This window comes from Nitrosomonas sp. (assembly GCF_043753625.1).
Classification (GTDB): Bacteria; Pseudomonadota; Gammaproteobacteria; order Burkholderiales; family Nitrosomonadaceae; genus Nitrosomonas.
The window spans coordinates 1-19,578 of record NZ_JAYUWI010000081.1; the positions used below are offsets into that span (position 1 = coordinate 1).

At 49.1% G+C, this 19,578-nt stretch carries 15 protein-coding genes; 3 read left to right on the plus strand and 12 right to left on the minus strand.

All coding sequences use genetic code 11. The features are described from left to right. Window positions 1–183: 183 nt before the first annotated feature. From ACH10T_RS07940 to ACH10T_RS07955, 4 genes are all read right to left on the minus strand, one after another. The gene (locus tag ACH10T_RS07940) at window positions 184–489 is read right to left on the minus strand and encodes a DUF1840 domain-containing protein (protein WP_394808768.1); all 306 of its coding nucleotides are present in this window, start codon (window positions 487–489) and stop codon (window positions 184–186) included. A 97-nt stretch (window positions 490–586) separates the two neighbouring features. Then, window positions 587–1,690, minus strand: a complete 1,104-nt coding sequence (gene tal, locus ACH10T_RS07945) for a transaldolase (protein ID WP_394808769.1) — start codon at window positions 1,688–1,690, stop codon at window positions 587–589. Further along, entirely contained in the window at window positions 1,665–10,631 is an 8,967-nt protein-coding gene (locus ACH10T_RS07950) for a GH36-type glycosyl hydrolase domain-containing protein (RefSeq protein ID WP_394808770.1), read from the minus strand. Before ACH10T_RS07950 ends, tal begins: the two co-directional genes overlap by 26 nt. 510 nt (window positions 10,632–11,141) lie before the next feature. Beyond that, window positions 11,142–11,456 (minus strand): BON domain-containing protein, encoded by a 315-nt coding sequence (locus tag ACH10T_RS07955; protein WP_394808771.1) that lies wholly within the window; start codon window positions 11,454–11,456, stop codon window positions 11,142–11,144. A 501-nt stretch (window positions 11,457–11,957) separates the two neighbouring features. Between ACH10T_RS07955 and ACH10T_RS07960 the strand changes: the two genes are divergently transcribed. After that, window positions 11,958–12,347, plus strand: coding sequence for a hypothetical protein (locus ACH10T_RS07960; protein WP_394808772.1), 390 nt, complete (start codon window positions 11,958–11,960; stop codon window positions 12,345–12,347). A 138-nt stretch (window positions 12,348–12,485) separates the two neighbouring features. On the opposite strand, the gene ACH10T_RS07965 is transcribed toward ACH10T_RS07960, so the two are convergent. From ACH10T_RS07965 to ACH10T_RS07975, 3 genes are read right to left on the minus strand one after another with little or no spacing between them, the layout of a single operon-like run. Then, window positions 12,486–12,953, minus strand: coding sequence for a c-type cytochrome (locus ACH10T_RS07965; protein WP_394808773.1), 468 nt, complete (start codon window positions 12,951–12,953; stop codon window positions 12,486–12,488). Window positions 12,954–12,966: 13 nt separating this feature from the next. Next, window positions 12,967–13,506: a DUF411 domain-containing protein gene (locus ACH10T_RS07970; RefSeq protein ID WP_394808774.1), complete on the minus strand. Its 540-nt coding sequence runs from the start codon at window positions 13,504–13,506 to the stop codon at window positions 12,967–12,969. Beyond that, window positions 13,503–13,955, minus strand: a complete 453-nt coding sequence (locus tag ACH10T_RS07975; protein WP_394808775.1) for a cupredoxin domain-containing protein — start codon at window positions 13,953–13,955, stop codon at window positions 13,503–13,505. Before ACH10T_RS07975 ends, ACH10T_RS07970 begins: the two co-directional genes overlap by 4 nt. Window positions 13,956–14,119: 164 nt before the next feature. On the opposite strand from ACH10T_RS07975, the gene ttcA reads away from it, so the two are divergent. Continuing rightward, complete coding sequence (gene ttcA, locus ACH10T_RS07980; RefSeq protein WP_394808776.1) at window positions 14,120–15,025, plus strand: tRNA 2-thiocytidine(32) synthetase TtcA; 906 nt, start codon at window positions 14,120–14,122, stop codon at window positions 15,023–15,025. Here the strand turns inward: ttcA and ACH10T_RS07985 are convergent, their stop codons facing one another. From ACH10T_RS07985 to cutA, 5 genes are all read right to left on the minus strand, one after another. Next, window positions 15,026–15,403 carry a DUF2784 domain-containing protein gene (locus tag ACH10T_RS07985; protein ID WP_394808777.1) on the minus strand — a complete coding sequence of 126 codons (378 nt, stop codon included), beginning with the start codon at window positions 15,401–15,403 and terminating at the stop codon, window positions 15,026–15,028. Window positions 15,404–15,438: 35 nt separating this feature from the next. Then, window positions 15,439–15,768, minus strand: a complete 330-nt coding sequence (locus ACH10T_RS07990) for a BON domain-containing protein (protein ID WP_394808778.1) — start codon at window positions 15,766–15,768, stop codon at window positions 15,439–15,441. Between the two features lie 429 nt (window positions 15,769–16,197). Continuing rightward, the gene (locus tag ACH10T_RS07995; protein ID WP_394808779.1) at window positions 16,198–16,812 is read right to left on the minus strand and encodes a TlpA family protein disulfide reductase; all 615 of its coding nucleotides are present in this window, start codon (window positions 16,810–16,812) and stop codon (window positions 16,198–16,200) included. Between the two features lie 60 nt (window positions 16,813–16,872). After that, window positions 16,873–18,810: a protein-disulfide reductase DsbD gene (gene dsbD, locus ACH10T_RS08000; protein WP_394808780.1), complete on the minus strand. Its 1,938-nt coding sequence runs from the start codon at window positions 18,808–18,810 to the stop codon at window positions 16,873–16,875. A gap of 16 nt (window positions 18,811–18,826) precedes the next feature. Then, window positions 18,827–19,132 carry a divalent-cation tolerance protein CutA gene (gene cutA / locus ACH10T_RS08005; RefSeq protein WP_394808781.1) on the minus strand — a complete coding sequence of 102 codons (306 nt, stop codon included), beginning with the start codon at window positions 19,130–19,132 and terminating at the stop codon, window positions 18,827–18,829. A gap of 182 nt (window positions 19,133–19,314) precedes the next feature. Here cutA and ACH10T_RS08010 point away from each other — a divergent pair, with 182 nt between their 5' ends. Continuing rightward, entirely contained in the window at window positions 19,315–19,512 is a 198-nt protein-coding gene (locus tag ACH10T_RS08010; protein ID WP_394808782.1) for a hypothetical protein, read from the plus strand. Window positions 19,513–19,578: the final 66 nt, after the last annotated feature.

Sequence of the window (19,578 nt, forward strand, 5' to 3'; positions counted from 1 at the left end):
CGCGCTATTTCCAGCAATTGCTCTGAAACATGCTTCCCGTTTTTGTCATTGAGTTTATCCGGGTGTTGAGCTGGATTCATGGCGGTCTCTGGCAAACGCTTTCACCCCTTCGTTGATCGGATCACTGCTGCGCTTTCATGCTATATTTTCCTTATCAACATGTCGATACCTCTGACTGAGCATTTATCGCCACATTACGCCACAGCCTGTTTTGGCTGCATCAGTAAAAAAATTAATTAATAGTAATCCTCGATTTGCCTTACTCACCCATGATTCATCCGCATCTTCATCATTAACCGGTAACGAGATTTTTTTCGCATCAATAGTGGCTGTTAATCGGCTTAGTGCCTGAGGAACATCTGCCGCCGGAATAGCGCCTGGCTCGGCAACACTGTATCCCATCATTTTCAGCAAGGTAAGCGCATCGCCTTTAAACATGGTGATATCGGCATAAACATTGGCCGAAAAGATTGTAAATGTCAAAAGCATACCGTTTCTCCTTTTAAAAAATAGATCACTACCCGTTCAATTACACAAATCCGTTAATGCGATGCTTCGCACAACTGTTCGGCTTCTCCTGCGACTGCTAGGACTTAACCCCACTGGGTTGAGATTGTTTACGGATGACATTTTTTGTTGCAATGCAATCCATTAGATCGTTCCAGGATTCTGCGAACGACTGCACACCTTCACGCTGGAGTTTAGCTGCGAGCACCACATCATCCACATTAACCCGTGCAAAAGCGGCAAGCACCGCTTCGGCATCACCGCCATCGCACGGCATAGTTGCTTTTACTTTGCCGTGCTCGGCAAAAGCAAGCAGTGTCTTATCGGGCATCGTGTTGATGGTATCCGGCGCCATGAGCGCCTCGATGTATAAGGTGTCCGGCGCGTCGGGATCTTTGCTGCCCGTGCTGCCCCAGAGCAAGCGTTGCGGCCATGCACCGGCTGCAACCAGTTTTTGCCAGCGGGGTGAGGCCAACAATTCCCGGTAGGACTTGTAGACGCGATTGGCGATAGCGATACCGAGGCGGTTATGCAGAACCTGTGGAGTTTTGTCCTTGATGGCCGTATCCCAGCGACTGACGAAAATTGATGCAACTGAAAAGACTTTTGGATCGAGACCGGCAGCAATTCGCCGTTCGATACCCCGCATATAGGCTTTGGCAGCCGCCATATAATGCTCGCACGAGAACAACAACGTGACATTTACCGGCACCCCCGCGAAGATGCTCTCCTCGATGGCAGGAATGCCTGCACGGGTGCCTGGAATTTTGATAAACAGATTGGGGCGCTGTGCACGGTCATGAAGCGCTGCTGCGGCTTTGATGGTGCCGTCCGTGTCATCCGCTAGTAAGGGAGATACCTCCAGCGACACCCACCCGTCCATTCCGCCTGTGGCATCATGAATCGGACGTAACAGATCGGCAGCCTGTGTCAAATCCTCCAAGGCAAGCTCGAAGAATAACGCCTCACCCGATTTACCCTCAGCAGTTTTCTGATCGATGGCGGCATCGTAGAAATCCGCACCCTTGATCGCTTTGTCAAAGATCGTCGGATTGGAAGTCAAACCTGTCACTGAAAATTCGTTAACGTAATGGCGCAGCATGCCGCTCGTCAGCAATTCGCGGGTGATGTTATCGAGCCAAACACTTTGGCCGAGATCATGCAGTTGTTGCGTCGCTTTCATCGTGTTCCTTGTTCAACATATTCATGGATGAGTTCGGTTCGAGCATTGTGTGTATTTTCACTTCTACCGTATGCTCCAGGCGATCGTCGATCAGTGGAATTATTTTATCGGGACATTCGATGCCATCCACCGCTACGTGCATCGTGCTGTTTTGCATCGCATCGCCAGTATCCGTTTGTGATACAGCGATATGATAGACGGTCTCCCGATAGCGGTAATGCAACTTGAATGTTTGCCAGGTAGCAGGCAGGCAAGGCGTAAAGTGCAGTTTATCCACTTCCAGCCTCAAGCCGAGCAGGGATTCCACAATCAGCCGGTACATCCAGCCAGCGGAGCCTGTATACCAACTCCATCCACCGCGGCCGGCATGCGGTGAAACCGCATACACATCAGCAGCAACGACATAGGGCTCGACTTTGTAAATCGCCACACCTGCTGCGGATTTTCCATGATTCACCGGGTTAATCATGGCCAATAATTCCCATGCACGCTGGCTGTCGCCCAAAGCTGCAAATGCCATTGCGGTCCAGATGGCGGCATGCGTGTATTGCCCGCCGTTTTCGCGCACACCGGGAACATAACCTTTAATGTAGCCTGGATCCATATCCGATGTGTCAAACGGCGGATCGAGGAGCTGGATCAGTGCATGATCATGCTGCACCAAACGGGCATATACAGCATCCATACCCATGCGCGAACGCACACGCTCACCTGCGCCGGAGAGTACCGACCAACTTTGCGAAATCGAATCAATCTGACATTCGGTATTGGCCGCCGACCCCAGGGGTGTGCCGTCATCAAAGTAAGCGCGGCGGTACCATGCTCCATCCCAGGCGGTTTGCTCAATACGTTGGCGCAATTGCGCGGCTTCGGTCTGGCATTGTTCGGCAAATGTCACGTCACCCTGCCGCTGTGCCAGTTCAGCAAAGCGCATCAATACGTCATATAGGAAAAAGCCCAACCAAACACTTTCGCCTTTGCCGTGCAAGCCCACCAGGTTCATGCCATCGTTCCAGTCTCCGGAGCCGATCAGCGGCAGGCCATGTTCGCCAAATGTTAGGCTATGCCGGATGGCGCGTACACAATGCTGGTACAAACTGGCCGATTCGGCGGAGTATCCGGGCAGATCGTAATAGGAATCATCCTCGGGACTGACTGGGCGGCCCTCGAGGAAAGAAATGGATTCATCAAGCACACTGGTATCACCGGTGCACAGAACATATCGGCACACCGCCAGCGGCAACCAGAGATAATCGTCGGAGCAACGGGTTCGTACGCCGCGGTTTGATGGGGGATGCCACCAATGCTGTACGTCTCCTTCCACAAACTGATGTGCGGCGCATAGCATTATTTGCTCACGCACGCGTTGCGGTTCGGCGTGAACCAGCGCCATCACATCCTGTAATTGGTCACGGAAGCCGAAGGCACCGCCCGATTGATAATAGCCGCTACGTGCCCACAGACGGCAGGCAAGCGTCTGATAAACCAGCCAGCCATTGACCAGCACATTAAGAGATGCATCTGGAGTTTCCACCTGGATTGCGCCAAGGGCATGGTTCCAATACTGCCATACCGCTTTGAGGGCGGCGTCTGCTGCTGCCGATCCGCGGAAACGATGTACCAGTGCACGCGCGCCATCGATATCGTGATTTCCAGCTTGGCCTAAGCGGAAAATAATCTCGCGTTCTTGCCCTTCAGCCAAATTGAAGTTGATCTGGATCGCGGCGCAGGGATCGAGTGCCGCGCCTGTCTTGCCGGAAAGCCGGGTGCGTGCCATCGCCGCCGGATCTTTAAGCGAACCGTTACGTCCAATGAATTCAGCACGGTCGCAACTAATTGAACGGTTGGGCTCATCGACATCGAAGAAAGCAATCCGGTCGGCGAATTCTGTATTGTAAGGATTGCGTGCGAACAACGCACCGCTAACCGAATCCACTTCAGTCGTCACGTGCATGGTCGATTTCGGACGCAAATCGCCCAGCACCCACTCCACGTAGCCGGTCGCGGAGAGCCGCCGTGACCGGCCGGATGCATTACGTACTTTCAATACCGAGAATTTGACGGCTGCATCCATGGCCACGTATACCCACAGCTCGGAGATAATGCCGCCTTCTGTATGTTCAAACACACTGTAGCCGAATCCATGCCGGCTGACATACGCATCTGCACCACGGCAGGGTAGTGGTGTGGGTGACCAAAAATGACCGCTTTCTTCATCGCGTAGGTAAAAAGCTTCGCCGCTTGCATCGGATACCGGATCATTATGCCAGGGTGTGAGGCGAAACTCGTGTGCATTCTCACTCCAGGTATAAGCCTGACCGCTCTCGGAAATAACTGTACCAAAATGCGGATTCGCCAGCACATTCGCCCATGGTGCGGGCGTCACTTGTGCGGCTGTGGTAGTAATGATGTATTCGTGCCCGTCCGCGGTAAAACCGCCCAGCCCATTGTGCAGAATCAGATCGCGCCGCGGCAGCACGCTACCGGCTGGAAGATCGGCGCGGCGGCTTCGGCTTGGCCGGAAACGCGGCATTTGTACATTCCTGATGCTACGGTGATTAATCTGTTCCGCCAGCGTTCCCCGGCTGTCAGCTATGATGGCACGTGCGACCGATTGGAACAAAATACGATCTTCGTTTGATATTTGTTCCGCGTGCCGCACGAAAATACCGCCCGGTCTGTCAATGACATGCGCTTCGATGCCCGCCGCAATCAAACCGATAATCTGATCCTGAAGCAGTTGCCGGTAGCCAGCGCGATCTTCGTTCCAGATCACCAAATCCACCGCTAGCCCCTTCAAACGCCAATACGCGTGAGCTTGCACCAACTGCCGCACCAGTTCGATATTGCTTGCATCGCTGATCTGCAACAGTACGATCGGCAGATCGCCGGAAATGGCATAACCCCACAAACCGGATTGCCCGCGGCGATTCTGCAGCAAAATCTCGGTATCGGCGCGCAGCAAGGCGTTGGTATAAAGCACAGAGTTGGCTAAACGTCCATAGAGTTGCGCATCGGCCTCACTGGCATTGAGCTGGCGCAATACCACTTGCGCATGTGTCCAAGCGACATCAAAAACACGATCCGCAAACCGCCGATCCTGATATTTTTCCACCAGACCTAATGCACCAGCTCGTGTTTCTGCCATACCGCTTATCATATCGATGGTGAGTGTTTGATCCGGATCTAGCGTGATGGCATAGCGGATGGCGGCAACTGGATCCAGCACCGAACCCTGGCTACCGGAGAGCTGCCGGGATAGCGTGCCGGCTAACGCTTGTGGATCGGCGGTAGTGCGGCCGCGACCGATGAATTGTGATCGATCCGTCTCGTAGGAAATGGCATCGATGTCTGTCCCGTTTGCCGTCATCAGGTGAAACATCCACGGCGTTTGTTCGCTACGTGAACGCGGGCGGCGCGTGCAGAGTATGGCGTGGTGTTGCTCGTCAATCTCGGTCTGCACAAATAGCTTACTGAAAGCGGGATGCAGTTCATCGGCGGTGGATTCGGTCAGCACCACTTCGGTGTAACTCGTCACCGTTATGGTTCGACGGGCGCGGGCGCGGTTAGTGATGCGCAAGCGGCGTAGTTCGATATCATCTTCCGGCGACACCACAATATCAGTATGCGTCTCGAAATCGTTATCGCGCCGGCGAAATTCGGCACGGCCTTCGGAGAAAATCACTTCGTAATGCTGCGGCTGTTTCAATGTCGGCTGATGCGCAGTAGACCAGAATTCCCCGCTGCTCTCGTCGCGCAAATAACAGAACGATCCCCAGTGGTCGCAAGTCGTGTCTTCGCGCCAGCGGGTAACGGCAAGATCCTTCCATCGGCTATAACCGCCACCGGAATTGGTAATCATCACGTGATAGCGGCCGTTGGATAGCAATTGCACTTCCGGTATTGGTGTATTGGCGCTGTTAAAAACACGAATCGATGCTTCCGGCGCAGTGGAAGTCGGTCGAATATCAGATAATTGAGCCGTGCGCGGGAAGAACGCCATAGCCCTAGGAATCCGCTCCTGGAGTAGCAGCAAGGTTGCCTGGAACAGTGGATCCGACTCGAAGCGCTTCTGCATCGGGCGATCCAACAGCAAATAGGCCAGGGAGAGCAAGCTCATCCCCTGGTGATGTGCCATATATGATCGCACCACTGTGCCTGATTCCCCACGTCGTTGACGGGATGGTGTGTAATCAATGGCTTCATAAAAACCAAACTTTCCTTCCAAACCTTCCATCGTCAATTGTTGCAGATTCAGGCATGCTTCCTCGGGCGCCACCATTAGCGCCAACACGGTGGCATAGGGTGCAATGACCAAATCATCGGCAAGTCCGCGTTTTAATCCCAGACCCGGCACACCAAATGCCCGGTACTGGTAGTTGAGATGAACGTCGACCAGGTTATAGCCTGACTCTGACATACCCCACGGTATGCCGAGCTGCCGTCCATATTCGATCTGCCGCTGAACCGCCGCCTTATAGGTCTGGTCGAGCAACGTATTATCAAAGTTCGGCATCACCAGGAGCGGCATCAGGTACTCGAACATCGAGCCGCTCCATGATAAAAGAACGGGTTCGCCGCCGATGGTCGTGAGCAGACGCCCCAAGGCAAACCAGCTCTCCTGCGGCACTTGTCCCTGTGCGATCGCAACGAAATTGATCAATCTGGCTTCCGAAGCCAACAGATCGTAGCAACTGGCATCCCGTCGCGAATCATTCACGTTATAACCAATCGCCAGCAGACGCGATGCCTTGTCGTACAGGAAATCATATTCCATGTATGAGAACTCTTCGGCTTGCAAGGCCAATCGTTCGATTGCTGAAATCCTTTCGTTGGCGCGTAAAGCGGCTTGTGTGACAGATTGTTGAAACGCGTGCAGCCATTCGCGTTCTGCGGGTGCCGCGCTGCTGATGATTCGCTGTTCGATGATCGGCAGCAAGCTATCCCCGATGCCGATCATCTCTCGCAATGTAGGAATTGCGGTGATGCTGAGATCCTCAATCGATCCACCCGGTGCGGCCGGCAACATTAACCAAGGAGCAAGAAACGTCAGTTCGTCAAGAGCAGCACGGCTTTGCCGGACCAGCGTATGTGCCCACCAATTGGCGTCATTCTCGGAAGTTATCTCAGAGACGACTGCGCTGGCATGATCCAGCGTTGGGTGGTGCGTGGAATCTTCATCCGCCTTTAGGTATCCTCCGGTTTCCGCGTGCAGCCTGCGTTCTCTTTCTTCAGCTAATGCGAGCACGCTTCCTGTTTGAAACAACGCTGTCGAGGTAGCGTCAAGGCTATCGGCAAGCTCCTCTGCGCGTCTCGCCAGCCGGTCAAGGTATTGCCATGTCAGTGCCAGCGTGGTTGGCGGAGAGTTGCATGTCGATTCGATATCAGTTTGTAATTGGGTGAGCAATTCCGATGGAATGTTTCTCATCGCATCCGCCAAAATTCCCAGCGTGTCGCGGAGACCGTGGCACCAGCGTGTGTTCAGGATTTTGTCATCGGCAAGCGCGGTCAGCCCCGGCCGCAAGGTTAATAAATGGCCTGCTAGGTTACCGCTATCCACCGTCGAAATATATGCCGGATGCAGCGGTTTCAATGATTGTGTGTCGTACCAGTTGTAGAAGTGACTGCGATGCCGCTCCAGTATTTGCATGGTGTCAAGCGTATGCTCAGTACGCTCGATAAGTTGCCCGGCCGGAATATAACCGAAGTCATATGCCGTTAAGTTCGCCAGGAGTGCCATCCCAATATTGGTCGGCGATGTGCGATGTGCAACTGCGGCGCCGCGATATTCCTGATAATTATCCGGCGGCAACCAGTTATCTTCCGGGCCGACAAAAGTTTCGAAGAACGCCCAGGTTTTGCGTGACACTTTACGCAGAAAAATGGTTTGCTCAAGCGTTAGCCGTGCTTTGCGGCGTGCAATCGGCTGACCTATCCACCAGGCAATCGCGGGCGAACCCAACCACAGCAACAGGATAGGCGCAGCGACCGCGAGCACCGCGAATTTGAACAGCAGCAGATAAGATGTTGCTGCCATGGCAATTAGCGGCGCAATCCACATCGTACGTAACGTAGCGGGAAAATCCGTGCGGCTGCTACGCGCCACTTCGCCCGATGGGTTCCATTCGAGCAGCCGTCTACGCGTGAACAACATGCGTCCTATTGTGCGTACGATCGCATCGATACTGAAGTAGGCCTCGTAGGGAAGGCAGGTTAGATTAAAAGCCGCTTGCGCCAAGCGCTGGGTAGTCGAGTCAAGTACGACGGCAAAATGCTGCCTTAACAATACATCGCACGGTTTGTTAAATAGATCCAGAATTGGGGTGATCAAGGGCGGAATCAGGATAATACTGATCACTGCCAAAGTCCAAAGCCAGGGTGATGCCAGCACCGCCCAGCCTAACAACAACAGTACTGTCAGTGCCATCGGCACGAGACTGCGCCGCAAGTTGTCGAACAATTTCCATTGTGATAGCCGCGAGAGCGAGTTATTCAGCCGCAGCGTACCCGGACCGGGAATGCTTGGCAGCAGCCAACCCAGCAATTGCCAATCGCCCCGTATCCAGCGATGCCGGCGGCTCACATCCACGCTGTAATGTGCAGGATAATCCTCATACAAATTTACATCGCTCAATAAGCCAGCACGCGTATAACACCCTTCCAGCAAATCGTGGCTGAGAATCTGATTCTCGGGAAAGCGTGCACTCAATGCGCGCTCGAATGCATCCACTTCATAAATGCCTTTGCCGATGAACGAGCCTTCGCCAAACACATCCTGATAGACATCGGAGATGGCGTGGGTATAGGGGTCAATGCCGACTTCGCCACCGTGCAATCGCGCATAATGTGAACGGTTGGTGCCTTCCAAGCTCACGCTGACGCGCGGTTGAAGAATGCCGTAGCCCTCACACACGCGTTGCTGTTGTTCGTCGTAGCGCGGACGATTCAGCGGATGCGCCATGGCGCCTACTAACTGTCGCGCGACGTCACGCGGTAGCTGCGTATCCGTATCCAGGGTAATTACATACTTCACGTTCACCAAGCATGCGGTATCGCCGACGATGCGTGAAAAACGTTTAGCGGCATTACTGTGCGTCTCATCGCGCAGTAATGCATTCAAATCCGCAAGCTTGCCGCGTTTACGCTCGTAACCCATCCACATACGTTCTTGCGGATTCCAGCGGCGTGGCCGATGAAATAGGAAAAAAATACTTTTTTCTGCCGTGCTATATTTTACATTCAGCGCCTCAATCCCTGTCTGAGCCAGTTGCAACAGTGATTCGTCATCAGCGAGGGTTTCTTCGTGCGCATCGCGAAAATCGGTCAATAGCGCAAAATACAGATTGTCGTCCTGGTTCGACAGAAAGCGCACTTCCAATGCTTCGACCAGGTTATCGATGTTTTGCGGATGTGTAAGCATCGTTGGCACAACGACCAATGTTCGCGATTGCACCGGGATGCCAGCGGAAAAATCCATGCGCGGCAGAGGTTGCGGTTGCACGAACAAAGTCGCCAGCCAATTCACTAGAGCAAGCGCCAACTGACTGGTGGCCAGCAATCCGAGTATGCCGATCAGTACCAGCAACGCATCAGGCGCACCCTGGGCGTATGCAACGGTTATCAAACCGGCACTGAAAAGCAGTGTAAGTAAAGCGATTGCGCCAAGATATATGCCCAATGCGCGTTGCGACCCAATTTTCATGATTTTTTCGGTAACAGAAGGACGTACCTGTACCCGTGCTTCAAGTTCGTGCAAACCACGGTCGACCAGATAGAAACCGACATGCGTTGCACGTTCGTCGCTATCCGGATGCGCCGCTTGCGCAAGCTGGATCGCACATCGAGCGACCTCAGCTTCAGTAAAGGAACTCCGCTTCGCAATTTTTTCAATCGCATGACGATAACGGTCGCGACTGGCAAAATCCATCTTGGCGTGGGCATCATTCGGATCTTCGCGCAATGTTTGCTCGACAATACTCATGCTTTCGACGAAATCGCGCCAATCCATCGCACCCAGAAAGCGCAAGCTGCCAATGCTGTTGCTGATAGAAACCTGGTCGGCAGCCTGAAGTTGGTTTCCGGTATGCACCAATTGCTCGATGGTCAATCCTGATTCGGCAAGCACTTGCTCAATCCAGGTCAATGGCAGTGCCAAAGCAAGGCTTTGTCCTTGCAGACGGCGCGTAAATTCCGATACGAATGGATTCGACATTGGTGGTTGCGAGCGCGCCATGTCTGCGATCACCAGCACCAAGCTCTTCGGATCCTTCTCCGCTACCGCCATCATTTGCTCCGCCCACGCGCAAGCCAGGTCGCAATCAACTCTGTCGGCGGCGATGCGAACGGCAACACGCCGCAGATTCTCAATCAGCGCCAACCGCAGCATGATGGGGATAGCCCATAATTCACCTAATTTGAGCGCGCTAACGGTTTGATAGGCCGCGACGAAACGACTGAGATTTTCCGAGTCTATCCTCCCATCTCCGTGTGAAATGATCTCCAACGCAATATCGTACACACGCGGCAAACCGGCTGATGGGCCGTTCAACAAACGCGGTAGCTCTTGGTTATATCCCTTAGGCATGTGACGCCTGGCGGTGCGGATCTGCTCTTCGATCAGATAAAAGTTATCGAGCAGCCATTCGCTGGCCGGCGTAATCTGCTGGTTGGCTTTTACCGCCGTCGTGAGTCGACCACAGACGCCGGTTAAAACAACTTCATTCGCCGCCAATCGCGTCATTAGTTGATCCCGCGGGCGTTTTTGGGTTAATTTGTGCATGGCTGCGAGATGTTTGCCATGCTGCTCCATTTGATCGGCACTGAACAATTCCGACCGAAGCGGCGGCTCATTAAAAGAGTGCGTTAGCGGAATGCCGCCATCACGCAAATTCGCCCTCAATTGGCGCAAATACTGGAAGATACGAATATACTTGGTGTCCATTTAGAAATATGTTCCGCGTTGGATAGGAACATCACTGCACATCTCTCGATAAAACCAATGATTTAATGGATAGGTAACTAACTTAAAGTCTCTTGAAAAACTGTATATCCAAGCAGAATTAAGTGCAGAAATGAAGGGGAGCGGAGTAGTCTTGTTGGCAAAATGTGAATTACAGATCTTTATCATACACAAATATCCTAGAAAAAATCGCTCGTCAGGTAGCTAAAGAATGCTCACTTGCAGTGAAACTAGATCAAAAACCACACGCACACAATCAGGAAAGCTTTAGAGTTTCCCAACAGGGTGGTGTGGTTATAGGAAGATAATCCAGCCGCTGCGGCTATGAAGGGTCTAAACGTTGTGCGGAAAATCTTCTGCTTGCAGCTCTGCACTCATCCAACCCGATAGCCTGCTACGAATGACGATCCGGGTGCGATGATAAAAAATATATGGGTATTTTCTGTTCGGCATCTGTCCGCATGGATAATTAACCAATACAACGCTCTACCCTCACTTAACCCGCATGTCATTTTTGACAGATTTTACACCACCGACTTTGCTTACCACTTCGACTGCTTTATTGATATCAGCCTGGGAATTGACGAAGCCACTAAGTTGAACGACACCCTTGAAAGTTTCGACATTGATTTCTGCGGATTTCAGCGAAGGTTCGTTGAGAATCACCGCTTTGACCTTTGTGGTAACAACAGTATCATCAAAATATTCTCCAGTCCCCTCTTGCTTGGACGTTGAAGCGCAACCCAATAATAAAGCCATGAGCGCAATTAAGAAGAAAGTGGAAAAACGGTTATTAAGTTGTGTCATGGTAAAGTTCTCCGGTAAGTATTCACTAAAATCAAAGTTGAAGTATTACAGGGATAGCACAACCAGTATGTGCGCCAGCACACAAAGCGCTCCGTTTCTCTGGTTTGTGCAATGATTCGGGACTAAGGCTGCCGAAAAAATGTTAGAAATCAGACTCATTTCTTAACATTTCATAGGGTATTTCCTCACCGGGAGAGAAATTAACGCGATGATAGTTATAGAAAGCTTTCCATCCAACCCGTTATGTAAATCGATATTCTTTGTGCTATTACTCGATCGTCATAAAGCTATTCATATCGATGACTACAATAACTTATCACCTTATTTGAAAAGACACGCCTCTATAAGACTATTACCAGCCATCACAATGATTCGTGTAATGAATCATTAACTCATTTGGTCAAGGAAGTGTAGAATAATTCTGGATGTAGGGTAACACATACTCTAGCATCCGCCTAAAAATCCAAAATGTTTTCCTTTATCAATAAACACTTATTCATTATGCGAACAATTCTTTTATTGTTATTGCTGGCTCTATCCACCCCAGTTTGGGCTGATGCGGCAGCACAGATACGACAGCTGGAGAAAACATTAGCCCGCATACAACAAGAATCACAATCCACATATCAGCAGTTTCTGATGATTCAAGAATTACGCCGTAATGAAATAGATGCGCCGCTACCGATCACGATACCGCCCAGTCCAGCCTCGAAAAGTATACCGATTCCAAAATATGAGGAATTAATTCAGGAAAAACAGGAAAAAGCTGATCGGATTAAAAAATATACCGATGATTTGGATCGCTTAAAAGCACGCTATACTGAACTGGAGAGTGAAAGAAAAGAAATCTTTGATCAAATTAATTCACTGGAGAACAAAGCAGAAGAATAAATTTGTATGAGGGTATCAATTCGACCGTTCTTACAAGCAACTTTTTCAGGCTCAAGCACCATTTTGCTCGATCAATTTCACCCCCCCCGCTTAAGATTAAATCCAGTTGGCAGGGGTATAGGTATAAACCATTACCGATTACTTGCCTTCAAAATTCTTATACCAGATGTCATAAATTTCATCTGACCATAAAGACTTTATCCAGACAATCAAATCATCGACTTGCTGCTCCGTCAACTTGCCTTCCCAGGCCGGCATGGAGCCAATATCTGGAGGTGTTCCTTTAAGTATTGTTTTCTTCAAGACTTCTGTCGAATGATGCCAGGCATGTGCGGTACTGTCCAATGGCGGCGGCGGATATTTTCCGTCCGCACCGGGTTTGCGCCAATCCGGTGTCGCTTCTCCATTGGGTCCATGACAGCCAACGCAATTTGCAGCATAAACGCTTTCACCCCGTTTGATTTGCGCTTGATCAAAATTTCGTTTGACCAAACCCGTTTTATGATCGATCCGAGGTTGCCCGGATAGCGCGCTGAATGGTGCAGAATCGCCACAACCCAATAGCAGTGCCACTACACCATACAGCAGAAACATACGTATTATCATGAAAAAATTACGATTACTTTAAACGCATGATTGAACCGCTCTTCTCCGACTCGGAATCGGCTGGCTGTGATTGCTCGGCTTTCTTTGCATAGGGGTCATAGCGGTTATAAATAGTCGTATCCTTGCGTGCTTCATCGCGTTCTTTAATCAATAAAACATTATAAGGATCACTACGAGCACCTTCCATACCAGGGGTTCCGTGCGGCATATCCGGTACAGCCAGTCCAACTGCTTTAGGTTTTTCTTTGAGCAAGCGTAGAATATCAGGCGCTGGCACATGCCCCTCGATCGCATAGCCGTTAACCAATGCCGTATGGCACGAACCCAGCGATTCAGAAATGCCTGATTTTATTCTTATTTCTTTATTACCAACGTCATGTGTTTTTACGGTAAAACCGTGTTCGCGCATATGATCGACCCATTTAGCACAGCACTTACAGGTCGGGCTTTTATAAACGTCAACGGTCGCTGTAGCAGCCGCTTGTGAAGCAATGCTCAGCAAACTGACAGCAATGATTGATCCAGCTAATAGGGTACTTACTCGTATTTTCATTTCTTCTCCACAGTTATTGTTCCATGCATCTGCTTAAAATGACCTGGCAACGGACAGGCAAAATTAATGGTTCCCGCACTGGTAAACTGCCAGATAAATTCTTTTTGTTCACCGGGTTCCAATTGTACCAAATGTGCTTCAGAATGAACCTTTTCAGGAAACATGCGCCGCATATTAGCAGTTTTCTTCAGATCTGCCATTGAACCCATCAACATCTCATGTTTTCTGTTGCCGCCATTTTTTATAATAAACTGGATCGTTTCGCCTTCTTTGACCGTAATTTCAGAAGGTAAAAACATATTATCCACCTGAGTCAACCTAATGGTCCGCGACACCTTACTTGAATCACCCGATTTACCAATATCAATTTCACTAGTGAGATAGCTTGCACTCGAGTAACAATGGGTTGAAAACAAGACCAAGGTCACAAATGGTATAATCCTGTTCATAGAATTCTCCTAAAAAATAATTCCCGAACTCGTTTATCCGTCTTGCTTAGAATCTAGCTATGCTAAATTGTTCCATCTCATTTGTCTAATATTCTGCCACAAGACCCATAGCGTCTGCTCAGTGCAAAAAATAATCCCTATCTTCCTCACAACTTGCCGAGATAATGCAAAAAAAACAACAGTATAATACCAATAAGCTCCACAAACGCTTAAGACGGCAAGTAGGAACAGCCATTGCTGATTTCAACATGATCGAAGCCGGTGACCGGATCATGGTGTGCTTGTCCGGCGGTAAGGATAGTTATGCCTTGCTGGATATTCTGCGCAATTTACAAGCCCATGCTCCGTTAGAATTTGAGCTGATAGCGGTTAATCTGGACCAAAAGCAGCCTGGTTTTCCTGAACAAGTGCTGCCGGGCTATCTGACTGATATCGGTATGCCTTATCGTATCGTTGAACAAGATACCTATAGTGTCGTAAAACGTGTCATTGCAGAAGGAAAAACCACTTGTAGTCTTTGCTCACGCTTGCGTCGCGGCGTGTTATATCGCGTTGCCAGTGAATTGGGCGCCACCAAGATAGCACTGGGCCATCATCGGGATGACATTCTTGAAACCTTGTTTCTTAACATGTTTTATGGCGGAAAACTTAAAGCCATGCCGCCCAAACTGGTCAGCGATGACGGAAAACACATTGTTATCCGGCCGCTGGCTTACTGCAAAGAAAAAGATTTGGCCGCTTATGCTGAAGCAGAAAATTTTCCGATTATTCCCTGCAACCTGTGCGGATCGCAAAAAAACCTGCAGCGCCAAGCCATCAAAGAAATGATGCAACAATGGGATAAAAAATTTCCCGGCAGATTGGAAACGATGTTTCGCTCCATACAAAATATTCAGCTATCGCATCTGGCAGATGCATCCCGGTATGATTTTTTCAACTTAAAAGCTCGAGGGGAGCCGGTAATCGACGGCGACACCGCATTTGATGAAGAAGTATTTGAACCCACCATTGAAGAAATGCTGATATCCGATTCAGAAGAAACGAACGACAGCCGCCTTGCTTCAAGATAATCAGGGAAGATTTTTACGAGGTTCCGGCGGTACCCATTTGAAAGTTGCGGCAACCAAGCCAGCAAACAGAACATAAACTACTGTGAACAAGCCTTCAGGCACAGTATAAAACATGATTTTATGCAGCCATTGCTGAATAAAACTACTGTTTGTTTCGATCTGACGCAATGTATTTTCCCATAATGTTAACGGGCAAACGACACCCTGCAAGGATTCAGCCACGACGAATAAAATGGCGGCAAGATGTAGATAACGAAACCAAGGGTTTCTGACAAACGCCAGCTTAAACCACGCACCCAACCAGATGACAGGCAAGCTGGCAACGACAAACAACACATAGAAAAAGTGGATAATTAGTACAAAATCAGCCAACAGCATATTTAACTTGATAAACTTACATGGACGATTAACGATTAATAATCGCCGGTTCCCTGGATTCGCAGGTCATTCTTGATAAACTTTATGCCACTGATACTGCGTGCAATCGCAATCGCTTTGTACATATCGTCGCGGGAATTGACCAGGCCGCTCAGTTCTACGACACCTTTTGTGGTTCTGATATTAATATCAAAGGGTCTCAGGGAGGGCTCGTCAAGAATTGCTTCGTGAACCTTCGTGGTAATGACAATATCATCGTATTGTTCTCTGGCTCCCTCAAACTGCGGTGTTGACGCGCAGCCCGAGAAAAGAGCCATTTGAATAATTAAGAAGAATGCGATGAAACGGCTATTCAATTGTGTCATGATTAAGCGCTCCCAAATGATTAACGGAAAATATCCCTCGTCACATTTGATTAAAGGCTCTTGCTTTAAGCTACCTTCAATACGTTATTGATCTGAAATTTACGGATTTATTGAATTTCTGGTAAGTATTCGCAAAAATCAGAATGTAGTATTGCAAGGACAGAGTAGCTCATGTGTACGCAGGTGTACAAAGCATTCCATTCCTGGAAGTTATATTACATGATTATCGCTGACAGAGACTAGCTCGATTCATAAATTCGTTAGTCCACGATCCCTAAAAATTGGCACGGTAAAACCGCGCAAAACTAAAGGATCATTTTTAATCGGTCAGCAGTCAGAGAAAAATATCTAAGTTTGTCGACGCGAGAAATCTATATTGTTGATTTCCAAAGATTCCTCATATCGTTCGGAATAACAAAGGTGAGTTATTCAGAAGATCCTTAAGCTGATGCCATCAACCAGCCCGCTTTGATGCTGAGCATGCGGATTTTCTTTTAGCAACGGGATCACCAATTTTTCCAGTTTGTTCAGATGAACACGGCCTAAATAAGTTTCAACAATTTCACCGGAACGATTAATAACCACGGTGTAAGGTAAAGCGGATTGCCGGTTACCCGCCGCCTCAGCCAACGCCCAGGTATGAAAACTGCCAACCAATACCGGATAATTGATACCAAATTCCTCACTATAAGCTTTCACCTTATCCGCTTGATCAATAGCGATTCCCACAAAGACCAAGCCTTGATCACGGAATTTCTCCTGTGCCGCAATAAACTCAGGAATTTCCTCGCGACAGGGCGTACACCAGGTAGCCCAAAAATTCACCACAATCACATTCCCCAGCCATTGCGAAATAGCCTGATTTTCTCCCTGAATATCCGGTAGATTGGCAGTCAGAATTGCTTTTGCACCCTGCTGGCTGGCTTCGCTGGAAAGAGCGGGCTGCGAACTGCCGCCCATAAGTTGTGCTCGCAACATAAAGCCTGTGGTGATTGCCAAAGCAGCCAAAGCTAAATAGATTAATAATTGTCTCAATTTTGCCATTATGATTCCTTTAAATGAAGCGATGCGCGAAATGACTCGCTTTTCTAGTTGGTTTTCTTATTAAATCAGCACCGCATTCAGCACGGTCAAAAAATCATTCTTATTCAGAAAACCAATTACTTTGATATCTGAAATGTCATTTCCCTGACGATCAATAAACAAAATACCCGGCGGTCCAAACAATTTAAATCGTTTGAGTAAATCCGTATCATCCGGCGTGCCATCGGTCACATCGATCTCGAGCAGAACAACATCTTTCAGGCGGGATTGCACCTTGCTATCGGAAAAGGTAAAGCGATCCATTTCCTTACATGAAACGCACCAATCCGCATGAAATCTGACCATAATATACTTATCCCTGGATTGCTGGATCTGCTCATTCAGTTCAGTAATGGTTTTTACCCGCTGGAAAGGTAGCGCTGCATGATTGGAAGCCGCAGTTTCTCCCTTATTCATTGTATTCGCGCTTGTCATACTGATTTTTGAAAGCGGCTGCAAAACATCCCGGCCGCCCGACAAGATACCAATCAATAAGGCGATGCCGACCAGCAGCGAAATGACACCGATACCTTTGAGAAATTTCTGCAAACCCGAAGCCCTTTCCGGCAATGGATCAATCGCATGCAGATAAATAGCCGAGATGATAAACAATGCGGCCCACAATGCCATATGAACCACTTCGTTGATAACGGGAGAAATCAGCCAAATGGCAACTGCCAGCAACAACACACCAAAAAATTGCTTGATCGATTCCATCCATGCTCCGGCTCTCGGCAATAACGCACCTGCCGATGCGCCCAATAGCAGCAACGGAACGCCCATACCCAGCGCCATGACAAACAACGCTGAGCCGCCCAAAATCACGTCACGAGTTTGGCTGATATACAGCAAAGCACCCGCCAGCGGCGCTGCGACACACGGTCCGACTATCAATGCAGACAGCGCCCCCATGCCGAATACACCGGTTAAATGCCCGCCTTTCAGGTGTCCGGCTTCCTCGGACAATTTAGTTTGTAGTACTCCGGGCAATTGCAATTCATAAAAACCAAACATCGAAAACGACAGCAATACAAATATCACCGCGAACGTGCCCAACACCCAGGCATTTTGTAGCGCCGCAGACAGCATCGCACCCGACAACCCGGCGGCTACGCCAGCGATGGCATAAGTGATTGCCATACCCAGTACATAAGCCAGTGCTAAGATAAATCCATGGCCTTTGGTCACATGCTTGCCGCGATTGGCAATAATCCCCGACAAAATCGGAAACATCGGAAACACGCAGGGTGTAAACGCGAGCAGTAGGCCGATGCCGAAAAATCCGGTTAAGATCAGCCAGAAATCACCGGTTTGAAACATCTGATCAATTTTGTACGCTTCGGTTTCGATGGCGGGTGCTCGGGATGACATTTGAAACAACTCAGCAGTCGCATCGATTCCGGCGGCCGTCGCCTTGCCGATTACCGCTTCAGCAACGACACCGATCGCCGCTTTCACTGCCGGTAATGTCAGATCGATGGCTTTGTGAATGGGCGCGTAACACACCCCGACCGGCTCATTGCAACCTTGATAAGTAGCCGCCAGTGTCAGCAGTTGCTCGCTCGCGGGATCCTCGCGTTTTAGCGAGATGATGGCCTGAATGGGGCTGTAATAAACTTCTGTCTGACCAAAAGTCTGGTCTTCCTTCATTTTTCCGGGCGGTAAGGTTATTTTTTCAATCACCATACCGGGTTGTTTCGGCTCAAATGTAATCTTATCCCGATACAGATAATAATCCTTTGCCGGCGTCAAATTGGCAATCAGCGTATTGCCATCGCGTACTTCCACCGAAATCTTGAATGCTTCATCGGGTGGTAAAAGTTCTTGCGGATTGCTTTGTCCCAGATTGATACCCAGTTCCTGCAATTTTGAAAACAAGCTAAAGGAGCTGCTTTCCTGTGCAGAAATAGGCGTACTAGCCAGACATACTATGAGTAACAAAAATTGGAATAGTCGCATCGGTATTCAGTATTATTTAATCGGGTGGTTGTGTTTCATTGGCGATCCACTGCAAATAAGCAGGTAATCCGTTTAGGATAGGAACCATAATCACTTCCGGAAGTTCATAAGGATGCATCATCTTGATCAACTGTTCAACCCGGTCATAATGCTGCCGCAAGGTTTTGATCAAAACGGGTATTTCATCCGCCGATTCAACTTTACCTTGCCAGCGATAAATCGAGGTACAAGGACTCAACACATTGAAACAAGCTGCCAGATGCTGATCGATCAACGCTTCGGCCAATGCGACCGCGCCCTTTTTATCGGGGAAATTGGTCATAACAAGGATTGGTTCTAGCACCATGAAAAGGAATTTTTATTATCGGTAAATACGAAAAAAATCAATTTTACCCTGCTTATTGTATAAATTCACCGATAATACACCGCACTTTGACATACTGGGCATACCTTGCCAACAAGCCTATACTTCAAAAAAACAATTTATCGAAAGGATATGAACAGATGAAAGGATTATTTGGTTTGGTAATAACGCTATCTATTATTACTCCGGTCTCAATATTTTTTGGCTACATCATCATGGATGAAGGCGATCAATTTACCGCCGAGCATTATATGGTTACAGGACTCAGTACAGTGCCGCTTATTTTCGCGCTGCTGGTTAAATTTTTGATGACTGGCGCAGAAAAGGACAAAGAATAAATAATGAGCGAAAAAATAAACAACCCCGTGGCAAGTTCACGGGGAATTGCAAGTTTAATCAATCAG

Bases quoted from the DNA above. Each gene is read 5' to 3' on its own strand.
- ACH10T_RS07940 (WP_394808768.1), bottom strand. From the start codon at position 489: ATGCTTTTGACATTTACAATCTTTTCGGCCAATGTTTATGCCGATATC.
- tal (WP_394808769.1), bottom strand. From the start codon at position 1,690: ATGAAAGCGACGCAACAACTGCATGATCTCGGCCAAAGTGTTTGGCTC.
- ACH10T_RS07950 (WP_394808770.1), bottom strand. From the start codon at position 10,631: ATGGACACCAAGTATATTCGTATCTTCCAGTATTTGCGCCAATTGAGG.
- ACH10T_RS07955 (WP_394808771.1), bottom strand. From the start codon at position 11,456: ATGACACAACTTAATAACCGTTTTTCCACTTTCTTCTTAATTGCGCTC.
- ACH10T_RS07960 (WP_394808772.1), top strand. From the start codon at position 11,958: ATGCGAACAATTCTTTTATTGTTATTGCTGGCTCTATCCACCCCAGTT.
- ACH10T_RS07965 (WP_394808773.1), bottom strand. From the start codon at position 12,953: ATGATAATACGTATGTTTCTGCTGTATGGTGTAGTGGCACTGCTATTG.
- ACH10T_RS07970 (WP_394808774.1), bottom strand. From the start codon at position 13,506: ATGAAAATACGAGTAAGTACCCTATTAGCTGGATCAATCATTGCTGTC.
- ACH10T_RS07975 (WP_394808775.1), bottom strand. From the start codon at position 13,955: ATGAACAGGATTATACCATTTGTGACCTTGGTCTTGTTTTCAACCCAT.
- ttcA (WP_394808776.1), top strand. From the start codon at position 14,120: ATGCAAAAAAAACAACAGTATAATACCAATAAGCTCCACAAACGCTTA.
- ACH10T_RS07985 (WP_394808777.1), bottom strand. From the start codon at position 15,403: ATGCTGTTGGCTGATTTTGTACTAATTATCCACTTTTTCTATGTGTTG.
- ACH10T_RS07990 (WP_394808778.1), bottom strand. From the start codon at position 15,768: ATGACACAATTGAATAGCCGTTTCATCGCATTCTTCTTAATTATTCAA.
- ACH10T_RS07995 (WP_394808779.1), bottom strand. From the start codon at position 16,812: ATGGCAAAATTGAGACAATTATTAATCTATTTAGCTTTGGCTGCTTTG.
- dsbD (WP_394808780.1), bottom strand. From the start codon at position 18,810: ATGCGACTATTCCAATTTTTGTTACTCATAGTATGTCTGGCTAGTACG.
- cutA (WP_394808781.1), bottom strand. From the start codon at position 19,132: ATGACCAATTTCCCCGATAAAAAGGGCGCGGTCGCATTGGCCGAAGCG.
- ACH10T_RS08010 (WP_394808782.1), top strand. From the start codon at position 19,315: ATGAAAGGATTATTTGGTTTGGTAATAACGCTATCTATTATTACTCCG.